The organism is Streptomyces sp. NPDC093149 (assembly GCF_044754145.1).
Classification (GTDB): domain Bacteria; phylum Actinomycetota; class Actinomycetes; order Streptomycetales; family Streptomycetaceae; genus Streptomyces.
In genome coordinates this window covers 234,697-256,435 of the sequence record NZ_JBIVON010000012.1, presented here as the reverse complement: position 1 = coordinate 256,435, position 21,739 = coordinate 234,697, and the positions used below count along the sequence as shown (strand labels likewise).

The following is a 21,739-nucleotide window of genomic DNA, read 5'->3' as shown; positions in this document are numbered from 1 at the left end:
TCCCCTCCGGTCCCTTCCCGGGTCCCGGGTCCGAGGCCGGACCCGGACCCGTTCCTCGGGCGATGGCCGCCGGTTCTGCCCTGCGGAGTCCCTCAGAGCTCCTTCACCCTGCCGTCCACCACCTCGACGCGCCTCGTCGTCCTCACCGCCTCCAGCATGCGCCGGTCGTGGGTGACCAGCAGCAACGTCCCCGGGTACGACTCCAGCGCCGATTCCAGCTGCTCGATCGCGGGCAGATCGAGGTGGTTCGTCGGTTCGTCGAGGACGAGGAGGTTGACGCCCCTGCCCTGGAGCAGGGCGAGTGCCGCCCGGGTGCGTTCGCCCGGGGAGAGCGTGGTTGCGGCACGCATCACATGGTCCGCGCGCAGACCGAACTTGGCCAGCAGCGTGCGGACTTCGGCCGGTTCGGTGTCGGGGACGGCGGCACAGAAGGCCTCCAGGAGCGACTCCGAGCCGTGGAACAGCTTGCGCGCCTGGTCGACCTCTCCGACCACCACGCCCGAGCCGAGCGTCGTGTGTCCGGCATCCAGCGGGAGGCGGCCGAGGAGCGCGGCGAGGAGAGTGGACTTGCCCGCTCCGTTGGCGCCGGTGATGGCGACCCGGTCCGCCCAGTCGATCTGCAGGGACGCCGGACCGAAGCTGAAGTCGCCCCGTACCACTCGCGCTTCGCGCAAGGTCGCGACGACCGAACCCGAGCGGGGTGCGGCGGCGATCTCCATCCGCAGTTCCCATTCCTTGCGCGGCTCGTCGACGACGTCGAGGCGTTCGATCATGCGCTGGGTCTGCCGGGCCTTCGCAGCCTGCTTCTCGCTGGCCTCGCTGCGGAGCTTGCGGCCGATCTTGTCGTTGTCGGTCGCCTTGCGGCGGGCGTTCTTGACGCCCTTGTCCATCCAGGAGCGCTGCATGTGTGCACGCCCTTCGAGGGAGGCGCGCTTGTCGGCGTACTCCTCGTACTCCTCGCGGGCATGCCTGCGAGCCCGCTCGCGCTCCTCCAGGTAGGCCTCGTACCCGCCGCCGTACAGGTTGATCTGCTGCTGGGCCAGGTCCAGTTCCAGGACCTTGGTGACCGTCCGCATCAGGAATTCCCGGTCGTGGCTGATGACGACCGTGCCGGCGCGCAGCCCGGAGACGTAGCGCTCCAGGCGCTCCAGACCGTCCAGGTCGAGATCGTTGGTGGGCTCGTCGAGCAGGAAGACGTCGTAGCGGGAGAGCAGGAGGGAGGCCAGGCCGGCGCGGGCCGCCTGGCCGCCGGAGAGCGCGGCCATCGGCAGGTCGAGGCCGACGGTCAGGCCGAGGTCGGCGGCGACCTCCTCGGCGCGCTCCTCCAGGTCGGCACCGCCGAGCGCCAGCCAGCGTTCGAGCGTCTCGGAGTACGCGTCGTCCGCGCCGGGCGCCCCGTCGACGAGGGCCTGCGTCGCGGCGTCCATCGCGGCCTGGGCTTCGGCGACTCCGGTACGGCGGGCCAGGAACTCCCGCACGGTCTCCCCCGGCCGCCGCTCCGGCTCCTGCGGGAGGTGGCCGACGGTGGCGGTGGGCGGGGAGAGCCGGAGCTCGCCCTCCTCCGGCCGGTCGAGTCCGGCGAGCAGCCGGAGCAGGGACGATTTACCGGCCCCGTTGACTCCGACGAGACCGATCACATCACCGGGTGCGACGACGAGGTCGAGCCCGGTGAAGAGTGTGCGGTCGCCGTGTCCGGCGGCGAGGTCCTTGGCGACGAGAGTGGCAGTCATCAGGGTGCCGATCCTAATCGGCGGTCGGACCGGTCCCGGCCCGGCCCGGCCCGCCGGGGACGCGGGCGGAGACCGGGAGGTCCGCCGTCACCGGCGGATCCCCCGGCCATCCGTGCTCCGTCCGTCCCGCGTCACGCATGACGTCTTTCACGGAAGCCGTGACTTCGCTCTCCGTGGCCGCGACCGCACGCCGCGCTCATCCCATGGGATCAGCAGACTGTATCGGCCTGCCCTTCCGTGAGGTGATAGGTCGCCCTCTCGTCCAGGAGCAGCGGGATCAGTTTCCGGGCGGACTGCCGCAGCGGTACGTACGCTCCGTCGCCGTCACGCCGGGAGGTGACGCCGTGCAGGGCGAGTTCGTCCTTGACTTCGTCGAACTGGGCCTTCGTGAGCCGGTATCCGCACGGCGGGTTCCGGAGGACCTGTCCGGGCTCGGGTGCCTGGTTGTCGGCGCCGCCGAGATGGATCGGACCGCGGTCCTTGAATCCGGCGGCGCGGGACGCGGACGTGGCGGCCTCGATCCGGCCTCGCCGTGCGTCGGTGAAGGCGAACAGGCCGTCGAGCGCCGTGAGCTGGGAGTCGACACGGCGTCGGTTGTTGAGCGCCGGGTCCGCCTGCTCGGCACCGGAGAGCGCGTCGACCCGGGATTCGATGAGCAGGCCGACGGCGTGCTTGATGCCGGAGGCGTTGCGCAGGATGCGTTCCTGTCCGTCGCCCGCGGTCTGCTTGATCGGATCACCGGTGACCGGGTCGGTCCAGATGCCGTAGAGGCCGCTGCTGTAGCCGGCCTCCTCGGCGGTGGGCCGCACAAAGCGTTCGGCCAGGGTCTGCGATTCGTCGTGCACCCGGTCGGACGCGTTGAGGTTGCGCGGCCACAGGACGAAGAGGTCCTTGTCGTAGTACGGCGGGGTGGCCCCGTACTCGTGCAGGTCGTAGATCACATCGGGTTCACGGTCACGGATGACCGCCGCCATGGCACGGGCCTCGGCGGTCCGCAGCGCGATGTGGTCGCGGTTGATGTCCACGCCGTCGGAGTTGCCTCGGGTGTCGGCGGCACGCCCGTCGGGGTTGGCGGTGGGCACGACGAGGACGCTCGTACGGGAGAGAAAGGCGCGGGTCGACCGGTCCTGCGCGTAGGCCAGATCGCGGATGGTCGTCAGACATGCCTCGCGGCCGGCCGGTTCGTCGCCGTGCTGACTGCAGATCAGCAGCATCGTGTTCGCGGTGGGACGGTGGTCGCCGATCCGGACGAGTTGGAGCGGGCGGCCCTGTTTCGTCGTGCCGATCCGGTCGACGGAGACCCGGTCGCTGCCCCGGTCGACGGCGGCCAGGAAGGACTGTTCCTCCGGCTGGCCGGTCCATCGGGCCCCGTGGCTGCTCTCGAAGCCGGTACGGGGCGGGGTGTGCGCGGCCTCGGCGGGCACGGTGATCAGGGGCACGGCCAGGGCGGCGGCGGCCGCCGTCAGGATCAGGTTGCGGCGGACGGGCCGGCGTGCGGCCGGTGTGCGGGCTGTCATGAGTGGCTGCCTCCCGGGATGCGGCGGGCGGGACGCGGCGACGTCACGCCCTCGGAGTGGACTGCGCGGGGGGTGGCTGTCGCGGGTGCGGAACCCGCGGTGGCGCGTACGAAGGCTCCGGCGCCGCCGGTGAGCGGCAGCTTCGCGGACGTACGGGCCAGGTCGAGGGTGAGCGTGGGCGTGGAGTCCGGCGGGTCGATGAGGTCCCGGTCGGTGCCGGCGACGATCAGGGCGAGCCGGTGTCCGGCCGGAACGACGTGGTCGGTGGCCGCCAGGTCGATGGTGATCGTGTAGGCCCTGCCCGGAGTGAGGGGGCGGCCGTGTCCGGCCGAGGCGTAGGTGCCGAGGTCTGCCCAGCCGCGGCTGAGGACGGTCCGGTCGACCGCGGCCGTTCGGGCCCGGGTCTCCTTGAAGCAGGAGCTGTCGCCGGTCGTGCTCGCGCCCCAGCAGGTGCGGTCGGCGAGGGTGGTGATGCCTTCGCCGGACGAGCCGTAGTCGCGGATGGTGTCGGGGCCGATGTCCACGAGGACCGCGGAGAGATGGGCGGTCGATGTGGTCGGGGTGGCGGTGACGGTCACTGTGGACGATCCGGCCAGGCGCAGGTCCCGGGCGAGCGGCGCGGTGCGGAATCCGGCCTTGGCGCCCGTGGTCCGGTCCAGATCGGCGGCCCACTCCGTCTCGCTCTGTGCCGGATCGTCGGTGAACGTCTCGGTGGTGCCGGGGCGGGCGGACTTCAGAGCGAGGGTGCCGACGCCGGGTTCCTGGCCGGGGCCGGGGCGCACGGTGGTGCGGTGCGTGGTGCGGGGCGGCCAGACCTTGTCGGTGGACCACTGGTCGGGGTGGCGTTCGATGTCGGCCATCGGCTCACGGTCGATGCCGTTGTCGTAACCGAGGAGGTAGTGGTCGAACCAGCGGTGCAACGTGTCCACCCACGTGGCGCGCCGGTAGTCGAACGGGTCGACGTGTCCGGTCTGCGAGAGCCAGATCTTGCGCTCCACGCCTCGGTCCGCGAGTGCGTCCCACCACTGGCCGAGGTGCTTGGTGCGGACGTTGAGGTCCTGCATGCCGTGGACGGCGAAGACGCTGGCCTTCACCTTGTCGGCGTTCTTCACGTAGTCGCGCTCGCTCCACAGCTTCGTCCAGTCACCGGTGCGCGGCGCCTGGTCGACGAGCCGGCGCTGGACCGCGGCACAGCGCCCGCGCGCCTCGGGGCTCTCCACGTAGCCGGAGAGCCAGTCGGGGCCGCTGTCGTAGAGCGGCGCGCCCTGGGCGAAGTAGTAGTCGTACCAGGAGGAGATGGCGCCGATCGGCACTATGGTCCGCAGTCCGTCCACTCCCGTGGCCGCGACACCGTTGGCGACGGTGCCGTCGTAGCTCTTGCCGATCATCCCCGTGCGGCCGTCGGACCAGCCGGCCGTGGCGCGTTCGCCGCCGGTTCGGGTGGTGTAGCCGCGGGCACGGCCGTTCAGCCAGTCGACGACCGCCTTGGCGGACTGCACGTCAAAGCGCCCTCCGACGTCGACACAGCCGTCGGAGCGATTGGTTCCGGCCAGATCGACGGCGACGAAGGCATAGCCGCGCGGCACGAAGTAGTTGTCGTAGTAGAGGGGGAACTGGACGGGTCGGCCATGGGCGTCGTACGTCTTCAGCTGGCTCTCGTTGCCCCGGCCGCAGCAGGAGTAGTAGGGGCTGGCGTCCATGATCACAGGGATCTTGCGGCCCTGTCGGGCGGGTTCGCCCGGCCGGACGATGTCGACCGCGACCCGGTCGCTCCTCCCATCGCCGTCGCCGTCCAGTCCGGTGTCGACCCAGACGGATTCGCGGACGGCGTTCTCGTACGAGTAGACGGGCCTGCTCTCCGGGGGTCCGCTCTCGCGAGGACCGGCACCCTGCGCGCCCGCCGGCGAGAGCAGGACGGCCATCAGGGCGGCCACGGCAGCCACCACCAGCGATCTGTACGTCAAGCGGGTATCCCGCGCGCGTGTCGGCATGGGCGGAAGGTACCCCGGTCAACTCCCGTGCAACAGAGGGCGATCACCGAGCATTATGGCGCGAGCATGCCATGTTCATGAATGACGCGGCATGTCGGCCGAATGGCGATCATGTGACAGTTCTGGCCATGGACACGACTGTCGCGGCAGTCGCTGAATAGTGTCGAAGTGACGGCTCGAAAGATCATTCGTCCTACGACTTGGAGCATTCGTGCACCGCAGATTCATCGTCCCGAGCGCACTGGCGGCCTCCCTGCTGCTGGCGATCCCGGCCTCGGCCGCCGAAGGCACCGTGGGCGCCCCGGGCATCGGCGACCCCTACTACCCGGCCAGTGGCAACGGCGGCTACGACGTGTCCCACTACGACCTGCGGCTGAAGTATCAGCCCGCGACCGATCTGCTGGAGGGCACGGCGACGATCCTCGCCACGACCACCCAGCAACTCTCCCGCTTCAACCTCGACTTCGGGCTGGACGTCTCCGAGGTGCGGGTGAACGGCAAGAAGGCCGGACATGTCAGGACCGGCGACCAGGAACTGGAGATCACCCCGGCGGCGGCGCTGCCGAAGGGCAAGGCCGTCTCCGTGGTCGTGCGGTACGCCGGAAAGCCGTCCGAGGTCGAGATCAACGGCTGGACCTCCTGGGTCCGCACCCCGGACGGCGCGGTGGCCGCGCAGGAGCCGGAGTCGGCCGCCTGGTGGTTCCCCAGCAATGACCACCCGCTGGACAAGGCCACCTACGACATCTCCGTGTCGGTACCGGACGGCACCCAGGCGATCAGCAACGGCGTTCTCCAGTCGCAGAGTTCGAAGCTCGGCTGGACCCGCTTCAACTGGCGTTCGAGCAAGCCCCAGGCCACGTATCTGACGACGCTGGCGATCGGGAAGTTCGACATCACGACGGACACCACGTCGGACGGGCTGCCGGTCGTCAACGCCTACAGCAAGGACCTCGGCGCCAACGGCGGCGCGGCACGCGCCAGCATCGAGCGGAGCACCGAGGTCGCCGAGTGGCTGACGGAGGTCTTCGGGCCGTATCCCTTCGACGCGCTCGGCGGATACTCCCCCAATGTGAAGAGCGGGTTCGCGCTGGAGACGCAGACCAGGCCGTTCTACAGCCCGAAGCAGTTCGCGAACGGCGCGAACGTCTCGGTCGTCGTCCATGAGCTGGCGCACCAGTGGTACGGCGACAGCGTGTCCCTCAAGGGGTGGAAGGACATCTGGATCAACGAGGGATTCGCCCGCTACAGCCAGTGGCTGTGGTCGGAGAAGGAGGGCGAGGGAACCGCGCAGGAACTGGCGGACTACACCTACGCCCAGCATCCGGCCGACGACGCCTTCTGGACGGTGAAGCCCGGCGACCCGGGCCCCGACAACCAGTTCGACGCGGCCGTCTACGACCGGGGCGCGCTGGCGATCCAGGCGCTGCGCGAGAAGCTGGGCGACGAGACGTTCTTCGAGTTGCTGAAGGGCTGGCCGACCGAGCACGCGTACGGCAACGCGAGCGTGGCGGACTTCGTGTCGTACGCGGAGCGGGTCTCGGGCAAGCCGCTCGCCGGCTTCTTCGACACCTGGCTGTACCGGCCGACGCGGCCCGAGGCCCCCGCGGCGGCCGGGGCACGCGCGCTGCGCGCACCCGCCGAGCCCGCGTCGTGGAAGCAGATCGCGGCGACGAACACGATTCACGACCACCACTGACGCGTCCGCGGACCCGTTCGGGCCCCGTCGCCCCCCCACTCCCCGGTGGGGCGGCGGGGCCCGGCGGACGGCCGGTGGCGCCGGATAGGCTGAGGGCGTCGGTGCCGTCCTGCCGGCCCGGCCGGTTCCGGCCGATCCCGCGCGTACGAGGAGCGTCCCGTGTCCGGTCCGACCCCCGACTCCCCACGCGATGCCCGCCCCACGCTGGAAGCGGTGGCGGCTCTCGCCGGGGTCTCCCGGGCGACGGCCTCCCGGGTGGTGAACGGCGGGGCGGGTGTGCGGCAGCCGCTCGTGGAGCAGGTGCGCAAAGCGATCGAGGAACTCGGCTACGTTCCGAACCACGCCGCGCGGACCCTGGTCACCCGGCGCAACGGTGCGGTCGCCGTGATCATCGACGAGCCGGAGTTCCGGATCTTCTCCGACCCGTTCTTCTCCCAGCAGATCCGCGGAATCAGCCGCGAACTGAACGCGTACGACTCCCAGTTGGTACTTCTCCTGGTGGAGGGCAGCGGAGATTTCGACCGCGTCGCCCGCTATCTGGCCGGCGGCCATGTGGACGGCGCGCTGGCGTTCTCGCTGCACACGGACGACGAACTCCCCGCGATCATCCGCCGGTTCCAGGTGCCCACGGTCTACGGCGGACGCCCCGGTCGGCCGGGCGCGGCGTCCGAACTGGCCGTCCCGTACGTCGACTGCGACAACCGGGGCGGCGCGGCCGAGGCCGTACGCCATCTCGTCTCCCTCGGCCGGCGGCGGATCGCGCACATCGCCGGACCGCGCGACCAGACCTCGGCACTCGACCGGGTCGACGGCTACCGCGATGTGCTGCCCGGCTCGGATCCGGCACTGCTCGTGGAGGGCGACTTCACGGTCGAGGGCGGCGCACGGGCGATGACACGGCTCCTTGAACGCCGTCCCGACCTGGACGCGGTCTTCGCCGCCAACGACCTGATGGCCTCGGGCGCCCTGCGGGTGCTGAACGAGCACGGCCGCAGGGTGCCTCAGGAGGTGGCGCTGGTCGGCTTCGACGACATGGTGTCGATCGCCGAGTCCACCGAACCCCCGTTGACGACGATCCGTCAGGACGTCGAGGGAATGGGCCGGTTGATGGTACGGATGCTGATGCGGCAGCTGAACGGCGAGGGCGGGGACGACGAGCCCGAGTCGCTGATCACGCCGACCGAACTGGTACGCCGGGCCTCCGCCTGAGCCTCCCGCCGCCCCGGACCGCCCTGCGATGCGCGGCACGGGCCCTGCGCGCGTACGGCAGATAGCGCAGCCGCTCCGGGAGCACGGGCACGACACGCCGCACCACCCCGCAGAACCTCCGCAGCCTCCGCTCCTGTGCGTCCGTCCACTCCAGGCCGATCGCCGCCCGTGCCTCCGGCGGCATCAGCCCGATGGTGATGAACCGGCGGAACCTGGCCAGCGGCGGGAACAGCACCGGCCACAAAGTCTTCAGCAGCAGCCGCAGCGGCAGCGGTCCCCGGTCCGGCGGCGGCACGGGGCGGTCGATGGCTGTCAGATCCTCGACGACGACGTTCAGCCCGACCTCCTCGGCGAGCACCTTTCGGAAGTACGGCCAGAACTCCTCGATCGTCTGCGGCATGTCCCGGTCATGGATGCCGAGCACTCGGCCGACCTGCAGCCACTCCCGGTACAGCGCCCGCTCCTGCGCCCCGGTGAGCGGCCGGACGAGATAGCGCGCGGCGTGCTGGTAGACGGGAAATCCCGTGGCATGCACCCACGCGTAGTTCGCGGGCGACAGCGCATGGTAGCGATGACCGTGGACATCGGTGCCCTGGATGGTGTGGTGCAGTCTGCGGAGCCGGCGCCCCTCCTCGGCGGCCTCCTCGCCCCCGTACACCCAGAGCTGGAGCGAGCGCAGGGACCTCTCGCCGCGCCCCCACGGATCCGTCCGGAAGACGGAGTGCTCGTCCACACCCGCGCCGACGGCGGGGTGGGCGACCTGGAGAGTGAGGGCGGCGGGCAGCATCAGCAGGGCACGGATGTCGCCGGAGATGCTCCAGAGCACACCGCCGGGCGGCGGCGGGACGGGGGTGTCGCCTCTGTCTGTTTCGGTACTCATGACGCTCCCGGCGGTCGGCGGGACGTGCGGCCGGGGTCCTTCGCCCGGATCGGGCCGGATCCGAGCGCCGGGGCACGCGAGCCCGGCCCGAACACGAGAGGCCCATGTTCCCGTCCCTTGTGTGATCCAGTATGCGATCGCTGCCGGACGGGCGCGCAGGGGCCCCGGGAAGCCCGGGGCCCCTGCTGTGGATCACGCCGGGTCCGCGTGCCCGGCACGCGGCCGGGCGGTACGGCCCGGGACTACTCGCAGGTCCCGGCGAACGTCTCGCGGGTCACCACATCGGTGGCCGCGGCGCTCGTGTCGAGCCACGCGACGCGCTGGCCGTCACCGAGGGACGGAGCCAGCTGGGCTCCGGAGGAGCAGGAGACCCGGCTGTAGTTGTTGAGACCGGCGAGCACGTCGGCGGTCTTGGAGACCATCGCCTTCATCGGACCGTTCCAGGCGCCGAGCCCGCCCCAGATGTCGTACGTGGAGTACGCGAAGTAGTCGTCGTTCACCGAGAACTGGGCCACGTAGGTGCTCGACGGGTAGCGCAGCTTCGCGGCCTTGGACAGGTCGCCGAGCGGCGCCGACATGAACGTCGTGCTCGGGATCAGGAAGCCGCCCGTCTCGCGCCAGAAGACGCGGTCCGAGGTGATCTGGATGTCGGAGACCCAGTTGAAGAGGAAGCCGCTGATCCGCTTGGTCTGCGTGGTGCCCTTCGCGATGTCGTGGACGTAGACGTACGTGCCGTCGCCGCCGGCCCAGGCGATCGTGCCGTGCTTCATCGTGAGGTGCGCGGCCTTGGTGCCTGCCTCCGGGGTCACGTTGACCGTCGTACCGTCGGCCTTGCGGAGGATGACGTCCTGCTCGCCGTCGGCGCTCGTGCTGATGTAGGCGAGGGCGCCGTGATCGGTGACCGGCTCGGTCTCGTCCACGCCCGGCTCGTCGACCAGCTTCTTGATCCCGCCCTGGCCCTTGTTGCCGGACTGGTAGATGCCGATGCCGTCGGCGGCGATCCGGGTGAAGACGATCCGGTCGTCGTCCAGGGACGGGTCGAGCAGGTAGGCGTCCTTCTGGGCCAGTTCGTGCGTCGGCTTCTTGTCGAAGCGGCCCACGGTGATTCCGAAGGCGGCGCTGCCCTGGTCCCAGGCGATGGCGTCGCCGTGGCTGATCGCGTAGACGTCGCCGTTGATCTGGGCGGCCTGCTCGTCGACCCCGCCGTAGACCTCGTACGCGGGCAGGATGTCGGCGCCGATGGTGGTGCCGTCGTGCGTGCCGCCCTTCTGCTCCCAGCCGGTCTCGATGCCGTGGTCGTCGAAGGCCTTGGCGATGACGGCGAGATCCGCCTTCGAGACGTTCAGGGACTTGGCCGCGAGGGTGACCGCGTCACGCATGTCGGTGAAGCCGGACAGCGGTGTGAGGTAGTTCTGCGCGGACCGGTAGATGATCCGGTCGGCGAGCTTGCTGTCGAGGTTCTTGCGCATGTCCCACAGTGCGCCGCCGACAATGGTGGAGTTGTAGTGCACCCCGCCGTTGTCGATGTCGAGCGTGATGGGCTCGTAGTCCTTCTGCGCGTTGCGTCCGTCGTTCAGGTCGCGCAGGGCGCACTCCTCCAGCGGCTTCGTGCCGTTGCAGAGGTACTCCCCGATGAGGCCGGACGTGGGGTCGCTCATCGCGATGCCCTTGTCGGCGGTCTCCATGGCGTTGCCGAAGTAGTCGGATATCGCCTCGTTGAGCGCACCCGACTGGTTCAGGTAGACGAGCCCGGCGGAGTGCTCGGTGACACCGTGCGTCATCTCGTGGCCGACGACGTCCAGGCCCACGGACAGCGGCACGCCGTCCATGTGGCCGTAGACCATCTTGGAACCGTCCCAGAAGGCATTGGCGTAGTCCTTGCCGTTCGAGGCGACGTTGACGACGGAGTAGATCGTGCCGCCCTTGCCGTCGACACCGTCGCGGCCGATCTGGTTCTTGTAGTACTCGTAGACCTTCGCCGCGTTCAGGTGCGCGTCGACGGCGCCCGACGAGGTGTTCGCGCCGTCGAAGCGGTCGCTCGCCGATGTGCCCAGCGGGATGTCGTCGGTGACCGGGCCGCCCGCGACGAGCTTGTAGTCCTTGCGCTGCGCGTCGTACGTGCGGATCTGCCCGCCGGTCTGCGCGTACATGGAGCGGGTGGAGTCGACGAGCGTGTACGAGCCGTCCGCCTCCTTGTTGACGTCCAGCTTCGCCTCGCCGCCGTCGACGCGTACGCCCGTCCCCTGTGCGGGCGACGCGTCGGCCGCGTCGATGTTGTTGTACGAGAGCGCGATGCCGCCCACGCGCGCGTCGACGTACACCTCCTGGCGCACCGGGCTGCCGTCCGCCTTGCCGCCGGTGACGGTGAAGTGCCAGGCCAGCCTGCCGCCGTGGGCGTCGGGCAGCACGGACAGGCCGTGCGTCTCGGTCTTCGCGCCCTGCACGCCGGACAGGCCGCGGTCGAGCGTGAACATCCGCTGCTTCGCTGTCGCTTCGGTCACCTTCGGCGTGGTGGAGACCGTGAGGTCCGTGTAGAGCGTGCCGGTCGCGGAGGTGACCTGCTGGCCGCCGTCGGCCGCCTCCGTCTGCACCGCGTACTCGGCGCCGAACACCGGGACGCCGTCGTGCCTCTGCTGGAAGCGGACCGAGGACTGCTTGCCGTCCTTGGTCGTCCGCACCGTCTTCAGGTCGGAGACGGGCACCTTGTACGTGTCCTTGTGGGCCTTCAGATGGGCCCGGGCGGCCTCGGCGGGTGTGCCCGCGCGGGCGGACTTGTCCAGCCCCTGTGTCATCGCGGGAGCGACCGGCACCGGGCTCGTCGCCGTGGCGGCCGCGGCGGCGGTGTCGTCCGCCCAGGCCGGCGCGGTCAGCAGTGCCGATCCGGTGGCGGCGACGACCACACCGGTCGCCAGCATCCGCCGTATCGTCGTTCTCTTCACAGAACCCTCCCCATCGCACACCTCTCCGGAGGGACGCGCACGCCCCGTCCGGTTGACGGGGTCGATGCTTCGGTACGCGGGGTTCCGCTAACAAGAGCTGGACATGGCGCGAATATGCCGTGGCGTAAATACGCCTCAAGGCACCTGCGACGGAACCGAGTTGCCGGATTCCTCGTCCAGCCAGCCCGCGCGCGCCGCGTACCAGCCGAGTTGGAAGCGGGTCGCGGCGCCGACCTCGTCCATCAGCGCGTGCAGGCGCCGCTGAACGGTGCGATGGCCCATGCCCAGTTGACGGGCGATGGCGGCATCGGTCAGCCCGACGTGGAGGAGGGCGACGATCTCCCGGTCGACCGCCGCGACCGGGGACTCGTCCTCCACGGCGACGCCGGACACGCTCAGCCGCCATCCCTTCTCGAAGTGCTCGTCGAAGAGAGAACCGAGAGCGGTGAGCAGGCCGGTACGGTGCACCACGAGCGCCACGGGTTCGCTCTCACGCTCCGGGTCCAGGGGCAGCAGCGCGATTCGGCGGTCCACGATGACGAGCTTGATCGGCAGCCGGTCCGTGACGGAGATCTGCTGGCCCTGGGCCACGCAGGACGCCAGCACGGTCGCGGTCTCCGGGTGTTCCAGCCACGCGCGTTCGACGACACTGCGCACGGTCACACCGCGGCGCATGAGTTCGAAGTCCGCCTCCTCATGGTTGTCCGCGAAGGAGAGCACCGCGGGCACGTGTCTGGTCGGCACCAGGGTGCACACCTCGCTCCTGGCCTGACGCTGCATGGTCAGCAGGCGTCGCCGGATCGCCGCCGGACCGGACAGCACCTCCACGGGCGCTCCCGACGCGTGCGCCTGCGCGGAACGGTGCCGCTCGGTGAGGTCCCCCACGAGCGACTCGACCCGGTGCAGCGCGGACCGGCGGGCTTCGAGGAGCGGCCCGAGCGCGAGGACGGGCGAGGCGGCACGGTACCGGAAGGGGCTGTCGGCGTCCGGCCGGTCGGCGCTGGCGAGCCCGCGTTCGACGAGCGCATCGAGGGCGCTCGCCACCGCGTGGTCGCTCAATGGGCCGGCGAGCGCGGCCGGTTCGCTGTCGGGACGGTCCACGAGCAGCCGGTAGACCGCGTCCTCGTCCGGTCCGAGACCGAGCAGGGTGAGCAGGGACGCGTCCATCGGGTCGTGCGGCCGGTCATCGGGGTGCAGGGCTCAGACCCTGTTCGGGCGGGGTGCGAACGCGTCGGGCGACGCGGGCCGGTCGTTGCCGGAGTCCCGGGCACCGTTGACCGCCGCGGTCACCGCCGTGCAGCCGTCACCGTCCGCGCCGTAACGCTCGCACGCCTTGCGCGCTGCCTGGACACCCGCCACCGGGCCCACCCCTTCCTGGTGCATCGTCGACGGGAGTCAGATTATCCGGCCAATTCCGCGCGGAGCGCGGCAACCACGTTCCGGGGCGCCCTGACGGTGGCGCGGACGGGGCCGCCCGGCCGGCATCACCCGCCCGGCGGCTCCCGCGGCCGGCGGTCTGATCCGAACGAAGGACGCCGAGGGCTGTCCCGTAACCCCTGGCGGGCGCGCGACGACAGCTACGGCACCTCGCCGCGTTGCCGGAACGTCCACATGCATCCAGTGTGCGGACGTCCCTCCGCCGTGCGATGCACCGCATCCGGCGCCGCGCGCCGCTCCACCAGGGACTACGGGACAGCCCTCAGTCGTAGTCGTACACCGTCACCGCTATGCCCCGGCTCAGCAGCCGCTTCTCTATCAGCGGCTCGATCCGGGACCATGTGCCGCCCGCCAGCCCGCAGCCGATCCGCGGCATGTGGACCGAGGCCCCCAGCTCGACGGCCCGGTCGGCCACGGCTCCCAGAGCCGTGTCGATCGCCTCGTAGCGCACGGGTACACCCTTGCTGCCCGTACGCATCCCCCGCTGGCCCACCATGTTCGCCACCCAGAGGTACGGACCCACCTGGACGAACTGAGCCGCGCCGAGGCCGAAGTCGTTGCTCGCGCGCTCCCGGTGCCAGTCACGGTAGGCCTTCTCCGGTTCGGGCCAGCGGCGCGAGATCGCCAGGACGAAGCCCTTGCCCCAGCCGCCCAGATCGTTGCAGACATGGGCGATCAGCTTGACACCCTTGCCCTGTGGGGTGGTCGCGTCGCCCCGTACGTACGTGATCTCCGACATGACACCAGCGTAGGAGCCACCACTGACATTGATACTCGTAGCGGGTTCCGGTGGTCGTGGCTCCGCCACCGACTGACACCCTGCGGGGTTGTCGGCGGGACCGGGCCGGGTGCCACCGGGCACTTTCACAACAATGGTGAGACAGCAATACTGTTGAACCTGGTTGATGCAGACGCAGCAGTTCGCCGCTGGGTCGGAACGCGAGGAGCAGACATGGCGACCGGGACCGAGGACCCGACGCTCACCGTCGACGAACTGGCGGCACGCGCCGGTGTCACCGTACGCACCGTGCGTTTCTACAGCACCAGGGGTCTGCTGCCGCCGCCCGTGATCGGGCCGCGACGCGTCGGGCACTACGGCCATGAACACCTGTCCCGGCTCGCGCTCATCGAGGAGCTCCAGCACCAGGGCATGACGCTCGCCGCGATCGAACGCTATCTGGAGCAGTTGCCGCCGGACCTGAGCGCGCACGATCTGGCGATCCACCGGGCTCTGGTGGCCGCCTGGGCACCCGACTCGCCGGAGGACGCGACGCGGGCGGAGCTGGAGCGCCGCGCCGGCCGGGCGTTGACCGAACAGGACATGGCGCGGCTGGCCGCGATGGGCGTGCTGGAACGCGCCGAGCCGGCCGACGGCAGCTATCGGGTGGACCCGGGACTGCTCCGGCTCGGGGTCGAACTGCTCGACGTACCGATCGCGCACGAGACGATTCTGGCCGCCCGCACGGTTCTGCTGGAGCACTCCCGGTCCGCCGCGCAGGAGCTGACCCGGCTCTTCCGGGACGAGGTCTGGGGTCCGTACCGGGAGCGGGAGTCGGACCCGGAGCACCTGGCGGCGATGAAGTCGCTGTCGGCCCACATGCAGCCGATGGTGCTCCAGGCGCTGGTGACCGCGTTCCAGCGGTCGTTGAAGGAAGAACTGCGGGCCGCGTTCACAGCGGAGTGAGCGCGGCCCGCGGAGCCACGGTCAGTCGTGGAAGGTCTCGCCCTTCTCGGCCTTCTCCACCAGCAGCGCGGGCGGCAGGAAGCGGTCGCCGTACTTCTCGGCGAGTTCCCGGGCACGGGCCACGAAGCCGGGCAGGCCGCCCTCGTACCCGTTGATGTACTGGAGGACGCCGCCGGTCCACGGCGGGAAGCCGATGCCCATGATGGAGCCGATGTTGGCGTCGGCGACGGAGACGAGCACGTTCTCCTCCAGGCAGCGGACGCTGTCCAGCGCCTCGGAGAACAGCATCCGCTCCTTCATGTCGACGAAGGGGATGTCGGTGCCCGGCTTCGCGCCGTGCACGCCCGGGGGACGGCCCCCCGCACCCCCGAAATGCTCCCGCAGGCCGGGCCAGAGACGGGTGCGCCTGCCGTCCTCGTCGTAGTCGTAGAAGCCGGCGCCGCCGCTGCGTCCCGGGCGGCCGAACTCGTCGACCATCCGGTCGATGACCGCGTCCGCCGGGTGTCCGGCCCAGCTGCCGCCGGCCTCCTCGACGGCCCGCCTGGTCTCGTCGCGGATCTTGCGGGGGAGGGTGAGGGTCAGCTCGTCCATCAGGGAGAGCACCTTGGCCGGGTAGCCGGACTGCGCCGCGGCCTGCTCGACCGACGCGGGCTCGACGCCCTCGCCGACCATGGCGACGCCCTCGTTGATGAACTGGCCGATGACACGCGAGGTGAAGAAGCCGCGGGAGTCGTTGACGACGATCGGCGTCTTCTTGATCCGTCGGACCAGGTCGAAGGCGCGGGCCAGTGCCTCGTCGCCGGTCTTCTCACCCTTGATGATCTCGACCAGCGGCATCTTGTCCACGGGCGAGAAGAAGTGCAGCCCGATGAAGTCGGCGGGGCGCGAGACGCCCTCGGCGAGGACGGTGATGGGCAGGGTCGAGGTGTTGGAGCAGAGCAGGGCGTCCGGCTCGATGATGTCCTGGATCTCCTGGAACACCTTGTGCTTGAGCTCGGTGTCCTCGAAGACGGCCTCGATGACGGCGTCACAGCCCGCCAGGTCGGCCGGGTCACCGGTCGGGGTGATGCGGGCCAGCAGCGCGTCACGCTCGGCCTCGGTGGTACGGCCCCGGGAGAGAGCCTTGTGCAGGAGCTTCTCGCTGTACGCCTTGCCCTTGGCGGCTGCCTCCGCGGAGATGTCCTTCAGGACGACGTCGATACCCGCACGGGCGCAGGAGTAGGCGATGCCCGCGCCCATCATCCCGGCGCCGAGGACGGCGACCTTGCGGACCTGGCGCTCCTCGATGCCCTTGGGGCGGCCGGCGCCGGAGTTGACGGCCTGGAGGTCGAAGAAGAACGCCTGGATCATGTTCTTCGCGACCTGGCCGGTGACCAGTTCGGTGAAGTAGCGGGCCTCGATGGTCAGCGCGGTCTCGAAGTCGACCTGCGAGCCCTCGACGGCGGCGGCCAGGATGTTGCGCGGCGCGGGCATCGGGGCGCCCGCGATCTGCTTCTTCAGATTGGCCGGGAAGGCGGGCAGATTGGCGGCGAACTTCGGGTGGGAGGGGGTTCCGCCGGGGATCTTGTATCCCTTGACGTCCCAGGGCTGCTGGGACTCGGGGTTCGCGTCGATGAAGGCGCGGGCCTTTTCGAGCATCTCCTCCCGGGTGGCGGCGACCTCGTGGACGAGGCCGTTCTCCTGGGCGCGCCGCGGGGGGTACTGGGTGCCCTGGAGGAGGACCTTCAGCAGGGCGTCGGCGATGCCCATGAGGCGTACGGTGCGGGTGACGCCGCCGCCCGCGGGCAGCAGGCCGAGGGTGACCTCGGGCAGACCGATCCGGGAGCCGGGGGCGTCGAGGGCGATGCGGTGGTGGGAGGCGAGCGCGATCTCGTAGCCGCCGCCGAGCGCGGCGCCGTTGATGGCGGCGACGACGGGCTTGCCGAGGGTCTCGATGCGGCGCAGCGAGTTCTTGATGGCGGTACCGGTGTCGAAGGCCTGCTGGGCGTTCTCGGGACCGACCTTGATCATGTCCTTGAGGTCGCCGCCCGCGAAGAAGGTCTTCTTGGCGGAGGTGTAGATGATGCCGCGGATGGAGTCCTTCTCGGCCTCGGCGCGGTCGGCGATGGCCGCGATGGAGTCCTTGAAGGCCTGATTCATCGTGTTGGCGGACTGGTCGGGGTCGTCGAGTACGAGGGTGACGACGCCGGTCTCGTCCTGTTCCCAGCGGATGGTCGTGCTCTCGGTCATTGCTGTTCTTCTCCGTAAGTGAGGGGCCGGCCCCTCCCGGGTGGCCGGGGGACGGTCAGAGACGCTCGACGACGGTGGCGACGCCCATGCCGCCGCCGACGCAGAGGGTGACGAGGCCGTAGCGCCGGTCGCGCCGTTCCAGTTCGTCGATGAGGGTGCCGAGGATCATCGCGCCGGTGGCGCCGAGCGGGTGGCCGAGCGCGATGGCGCCGCCATTGACGTTGATCTTGTCGAGGGGGAGTCCCATGTCCCTGGCGAAGCGGAGCACGACTCCGGCGAACGCCTCGTTGATCTCGACGAGATCGATGTCGTCGATGGTGAGTCCGGCCTTGGCGAGGGCCTTGCGGGTGGCGGGCGCGGGGCCGGTGAGCATGATGGTGGGCTCGGAGCCGGAGACGGCGGCGGAGACGATCCGGGCGCGCGGCGTGAGTCCGTACCGCTCGCCGATCTCCTGGTTGCCGATCGCCACGAGCGCGGCGCCGTCGACGATGCCGGAGGAGTTGCCCGCGTGGTGGACGTGGTCGATCTCCTCGACCCAGTGGTACTTCTGCAGGGCCACCGCGTCGAAGCCGCCCATCTCGCCGATCGCCGCGAAGGAGGGCTTGAGCGCGGCGAGCGAGTCGGCGGTCGTGCCGGGCCGCATGTGCTCGTCGTGGTCGAGGACGACGAGGCCGTTGCGGTCCTTGACGGGGACGACGGAGCGCGCGAAACGGCCGTCCTTCCATGCCTCGGCGGCGCGTTCCTGGGAGAGTGCGGCGAACTCGTCCACGTCGCGGCGGGTGAAGCCCTCGATGGTGGCGATGAGGTCGGCGCCGACGCCCTGCGGCGCGAAGCCGGTGTCGAAGTTGGTCATCGGGTCCATCGCCCAGGCGCCGCCGTCGGATCCCATCGGGACGCGGGACATCGACTCGACACCTCCCGCGAGAACGAGGTCCTCCCAGCCCGAACGGACCTTGGCCGCCGCCAGGTTGACGGCCTCCAGGCCCGAGGCGCAGAAGCGGTTCTCCTGGACGCCCGCGACGGTGTCCGGGAGGCCCGCCGCGATGGCGGCGATCCGGGCGATGTCGGATCCCTGGTCACCGAGCGGACTGACCACGCCGAGCACGATGTCGTCGATGGCCGCCGGGTCCAGGCCGGGGAAGCGGTCGCGGATCTCGTGGATGAGGCCGACGACGAGGTCGATCGGCTTGGTGCCGTGCAGGGCGCCATTGGCCTTGCCACGGCCGCGCGGGGTGCGGATCGCGTCGTAGACAAACGCTTCGGTACTCAAGTCAGCAGCCTTTCGAGGGTGGTCGTGCGAAAAAGGTCAGGCGAGCAGCGAGCGGCCGATGATCTCCTTCATGATCTCGGTCGTGCCGCCGTAGATGGTCTGGATACGGCCGTCGGTGAAAGCCTTCGCGACCGGGTATTCCGTCATGTACCCGTATCCACCGTGGAGTTGGAGACAGCGGTCGGCGACGCGCTTTTGCAGTTCGGTGGCCCACCACTTGGCCATCGAGGCATGGACGGCGTCGAGCCCGCCGTCGGAGTGCTCGACGATGCAGCGGTCGATGAAGGTGCGGGTGACCGTGCACTCGGTGGCCATCTCGGCGATCTCGAACCGGATGTGCTGAAGCTTGGACAGCGGCCGTCCGAAGGCCTCGCGCTCCTTCACGTACCGCGTGGTGATCTCCAGCAGGTGTTCGGCGGCGGCGATTCCGGCGACGGCTATGCCCATCCGTTCCTGCGCCAGATTGGTCATCAGATGGATGAAGGCACCGTCCCGCTCGCCGAGCAGGTTCTCCTTGGGGACGCGGACGTCATGGAAGAACAGTTCGGCGGTGTCCTGGGACTTCTGGCCGATCTTGTCGAGGTTGCGGCCCCGCTCGAAGCCCTCCGCGCCGCGTTCGACGACGATCAGCGACAGGCCCTTCGCGCCGCCCTCGGGGGTGGTCCTGACGACCACGACCACCAGGTCGGCGAGGATGCCGTTGGAGATGAACGTCTTGGAGCCGTTGAGCAGCCAGTGATCGCCCTTGTCCTCGGCGGTGGTGCGGATGGCCTGGAGGTCGGAGCCCGCGCCGGGCTCGGTCATGGCGATGGCGGTGATGGTCTCGCCGCTGCAGAAGCCGGGCAGCCAGCGCCGCTTCTGCTCCTCGGTGCCGAGGCCGGTGAGGTAGGGGCCGATGATGTCGTTGTGCAGCCCGAGTGCGAGTCCGGGGGCACCGGCGCGGGTGAACTCCTCGGCGAGCACGGCGCTGTAGCGGTAGTCGGTGGTGCCGCCGCCCCCGTACTCCTCGGGGACGGCGAGGCCGAGCAGTCCCTGCCGGCCGGCCGCGAGCCACGCCTCGCGCGAGACGATGCCGTCCTTCTCCCACTGCTCGTAGTGCGGGAGGACCTCCTTGGTGAGGAAGGTGCGGACGGTCCCGCGGAACGCTTCGTGCTCTTCGGTGAAGATCTGCCGCTGCACTGCGGGCCTCCTGGAGTCAGTTCCTGACGTCGGGTCCCGCGCCGGTCCGGGCGACGAGGGCGGGGGTGCGGGAGTACGGGGCGCGGACGGCCGCACCGGTCGCGCCCCGGTCACAGGCTTCGCGCGGGCCGCCCGTGGGGTTGGGCGGCGAGGTGGTCGCCATCAGCCGGTGGTGTCCTTCCGGGGCTCGGCGAGGCCGGGTACGTCCCAGTCGGCGGCGACGGTCCCGGTGTCCGCGCCGGGCCGCGCGGGCCCGCTGCGTACGGAGACGGGGGTGGCGGAGAAACGGGGCGCGGGGGCGGGCTGGGTGAGCCCGTCGTGCTCGACGAAGGTGGCACGGGCCGCGACATGCGGATGACGGGGCGCTTCACGGAGCGAGAGGACGGGGGCGACGCAGGCGTCCGTGCCCTCGAACACCTCGGTCCACTCGGCGCGCGTACGGGTCCTGAAGCGATCGGCGACGAGCGTGCGCAGTTCGTCCCAGCGGGCGACGTCCCCCCGGTCCGGGGCCTCGTCCTCGATCCCGAGGAGCCTGCTGAACTCCTCGTAGAACCGCTGCTCCAGCGGACCGACCGCCATGTACTGCCCGTCGGCGGTCTCGTACGTGCCGTAGAACGGGCAGCCGCCGTCCAGGAGATTGGAGCCGCGCCGGTCCTGCCAGCCCCCGGCCGCCAGCATCCCGTGGATCATCGTGGCGAGATGGGCCGCGCCGTCGACGATCGCCGCGTCCACGACCTGACCCCGGCCGCCCGGGGTGCGGGCGTGCTGGAGGGCGGCCAGGACACCGACGACGAGATAGAGCGAACCGCCCGCGTAGTCGCCGACCAGATTGGCCGGGACGGTGGGCGGCTCCCCGGGCCTGCCGATCATGGAGAGGGTGCCGGTGAGGGCGATGTAGGCGATGTCGTGCCCGGCCCGTTCGGCGAGCGGTCCGTCCTGGCCCCAGCCGGTCATCCGTCCGTAGACGAGCTGTGGATTGCGGGCCAGCGCGGCGTCCGGCCCGACACCGAGGCGCTCGGCGACGCCCGGCCGGTAACCCTCGATCAGGATGTCGGCGCGCTCGACCAGATCGAGCACTTTCGCCGGGCCGTCCCCGGCCTTGAGGTCGACGAGCACGGAGCGTTTGTTGCGGTTGGTGAGGTCGTACGCGGGGTCGATGCCGAGCCCCGGGCCGCCGGGCCGGTCGACCCTGACGACATCGGCGCCGAGGTCTGCCAGGAGCATCGCGGCGAACGGGCCGGGTCCGATGCCTGCCAGCTCGACCACGCGCACGCCTGCGAGCGGGCCGTGCTCCAGTGTTGCCATCTAGCCCCCAGCGGTATGACACAACTGATGTAACAGCGATGATGCTAAGAACGCGTCACGCTCCGCACAACCCCTTTGGCCGAGCAAGCGCTTAGACCGACCGGCGGACGGGGCAGGAGAGGGAGCGGGACCGGTACTCGTGGTTGCAGGGCACAGCGGGAAGGCACCGCGGAGCCTCGCCGGCCGACGACAGGGCCTGAAGGGCCGACGGCCCCTGACCCTCCAGGCCCGGGGAGAGTGCGTGATCGGCTCCACGACACCGCCCTCCCTGTGCCGGTCGGTCCTGGTTCCTTCCCCGGGATCCTCCCCCACGATCGCCTCCCGGCGGCACACCGCCACGAACACCTCCGCTAAGGGCTGTCCCGTGATCCCCGGCGAGCACGCGACGACAGCTACGGCACCTCGCCGCGTTGTCGGAACGTCCACATACACCCAGTATGCGGACGCCCCTCCGCCTTGCGATGCACCGCATCCGACGCCGCGCGCTGATCCACCGCGGATCACGGGACGGCCCTTAGTGCTGTAACCGGAGAGGTTCACCGGCTCGCGACGCCCGGCACGGCGCCTCGCCGCGTTGTCGCATCACCCGAGTGCGGCCGGCACGAGGGCGATCCTCCGCCTTGCGACGCACCGCACCGGACACCGCGAGCCTCCCGGCACACCTCTCCGGCCA

16 protein-coding genes are annotated in these 21,739 nt (G+C 70.5%); 3 read left to right on the top strand and 13 right to left on the bottom strand.

Going from position 1 to position 21,739, the window contains the following annotated elements:
- Positions 1-92 precede the first annotated feature (92 nt).
- The 3 genes from ACIQCZ_RS31315 to ACIQCZ_RS31305 form a co-directional block, all read right to left on the bottom strand.
- Positions 93-1,730: an ABC-F family ATP-binding cassette domain-containing protein gene (locus ACIQCZ_RS31315; protein ID WP_402287180.1), complete on the bottom strand. Its 1,638-nt coding sequence runs from the start codon at positions 1,728-1,730 to the stop codon at positions 93-95.
- Positions 1,731-1,939: 209 nt separating this feature from the next.
- Positions 1,940-3,247 carry a M14 family metallocarboxypeptidase gene (locus tag ACIQCZ_RS31310; protein WP_402287178.1) on the bottom strand — a complete coding sequence of 436 codons (1,308 nt, stop codon included), beginning with the start codon at positions 3,245-3,247 and terminating at the stop codon, positions 1,940-1,942.
- Complete coding sequence (locus tag ACIQCZ_RS31305; protein ID WP_402287176.1) at positions 3,244-5,238, bottom strand: Xaa-Pro dipeptidyl-peptidase; 1,995 nt, start codon at positions 5,236-5,238, stop codon at positions 3,244-3,246. Before ACIQCZ_RS31305 ends, ACIQCZ_RS31310 begins: the two co-directional genes overlap by 4 nt.
- Positions 5,239-5,449: 211 nt before the next feature.
- Between ACIQCZ_RS31305 and ACIQCZ_RS31300 the strand changes: the two genes are divergently transcribed.
- Complete coding sequence (locus tag ACIQCZ_RS31300; protein WP_402287174.1) at positions 5,450-6,934, top strand: M1 family metallopeptidase; 1,485 nt, start codon at positions 5,450-5,452, stop codon at positions 6,932-6,934.
- Positions 6,935-7,093: 159 nt separating this feature from the next.
- Positions 7,094-8,143 (top strand): LacI family DNA-binding transcriptional regulator, encoded by a 1,050-nt coding sequence (locus tag ACIQCZ_RS31295; protein WP_402287171.1) that lies wholly within the window; start codon positions 7,094-7,096, stop codon positions 8,141-8,143.
- Here the strand turns inward: ACIQCZ_RS31295 and ACIQCZ_RS31290 are convergent.
- The 5 genes from ACIQCZ_RS31290 to ACIQCZ_RS31270 form a co-directional block, all read right to left on the bottom strand.
- A complete protein-coding gene (locus ACIQCZ_RS31290) occupies positions 8,106-9,023 on the bottom strand; it encodes an oxygenase MpaB family protein (protein ID WP_402287169.1) in 918 nt (305 codons plus the stop codon). The two genes, ACIQCZ_RS31295 and ACIQCZ_RS31290, sit on opposite strands and share 38 nt — an antisense overlap.
- 242 nt (positions 9,024-9,265) lie before the next feature.
- Positions 9,266-11,962 carry a M4 family metallopeptidase gene (locus ACIQCZ_RS31285; protein ID WP_402287167.1) on the bottom strand — a complete coding sequence of 899 codons (2,697 nt, stop codon included), beginning with the start codon at positions 11,960-11,962 and terminating at the stop codon, positions 9,266-9,268.
- Positions 11,963-12,097: 135 nt separating this feature from the next.
- Positions 12,098-13,129, bottom strand: coding sequence for a helix-turn-helix transcriptional regulator (locus tag ACIQCZ_RS31280; protein WP_402287165.1), 1,032 nt, complete (start codon positions 13,127-13,129; stop codon positions 12,098-12,100).
- 33 nt (positions 13,130-13,162) lie between these two features.
- Complete coding sequence (locus tag ACIQCZ_RS31275; protein WP_402287162.1) at positions 13,163-13,321, bottom strand: hypothetical protein; 159 nt, start codon at positions 13,319-13,321, stop codon at positions 13,163-13,165.
- 340 nt (positions 13,322-13,661) lie between these two features.
- Positions 13,662-14,138 carry a macro domain-containing protein gene (locus ACIQCZ_RS31270; protein WP_402287160.1) on the bottom strand — a complete coding sequence of 159 codons (477 nt, stop codon included), beginning with the start codon at positions 14,136-14,138 and terminating at the stop codon, positions 13,662-13,664.
- Positions 14,139-14,351: 213 nt separating this feature from the next.
- Here ACIQCZ_RS31270 and ACIQCZ_RS31265 point away from each other — a divergent pair, with 213 nt between their 5' ends.
- Positions 14,352-15,083, top strand: a complete 732-nt coding sequence (locus tag ACIQCZ_RS31265; RefSeq protein WP_402287158.1) for a MerR family transcriptional regulator — start codon at positions 14,352-14,354, stop codon at positions 15,081-15,083.
- Positions 15,084-15,104: 21 nt separating this feature from the next.
- On the opposite strand, the gene ACIQCZ_RS31260 is transcribed toward ACIQCZ_RS31265, so the two are convergent.
- The 5 genes from ACIQCZ_RS31260 to ACIQCZ_RS31240 are packed head-to-tail and all read right to left on the bottom strand — an operon-like array spanning position 15,105 to position 21,066.
- Complete coding sequence (locus ACIQCZ_RS31260; protein WP_402287155.1) at positions 15,105-17,312, bottom strand: 3-hydroxyacyl-CoA dehydrogenase NAD-binding domain-containing protein; 2,208 nt, start codon at positions 17,310-17,312, stop codon at positions 15,105-15,107.
- A 55-nt stretch (positions 17,313-17,367) separates the two neighbouring features.
- Entirely contained in the window at positions 17,368-18,582 is a 1,215-nt protein-coding gene (locus ACIQCZ_RS31255; RefSeq protein ID WP_365689791.1) for an acetyl-CoA C-acetyltransferase, read from the bottom strand.
- Positions 18,583-18,618: 36 nt separating this feature from the next.
- Positions 18,619-19,761: an acyl-CoA dehydrogenase family protein gene (locus ACIQCZ_RS31250; protein WP_402287153.1), complete on the bottom strand. Its 1,143-nt coding sequence runs from the start codon at positions 19,759-19,761 to the stop codon at positions 18,619-18,621.
- A 16-nt stretch (positions 19,762-19,777) separates the two neighbouring features.
- Entirely contained in the window at positions 19,778-19,924 is a 147-nt protein-coding gene (locus ACIQCZ_RS31245; protein ID WP_402287150.1) for a hypothetical protein, read from the bottom strand.
- Positions 19,924-21,066, bottom strand: coding sequence for a CaiB/BaiF CoA transferase family protein (locus ACIQCZ_RS31240; protein ID WP_402287147.1), 1,143 nt, complete (start codon positions 21,064-21,066; stop codon positions 19,924-19,926). The genes ACIQCZ_RS31245 and ACIQCZ_RS31240 overlap by 1 nt, the downstream gene beginning before the upstream one ends.
- Between the last annotated feature and the right edge of the window lie 673 nt (positions 21,067-21,739).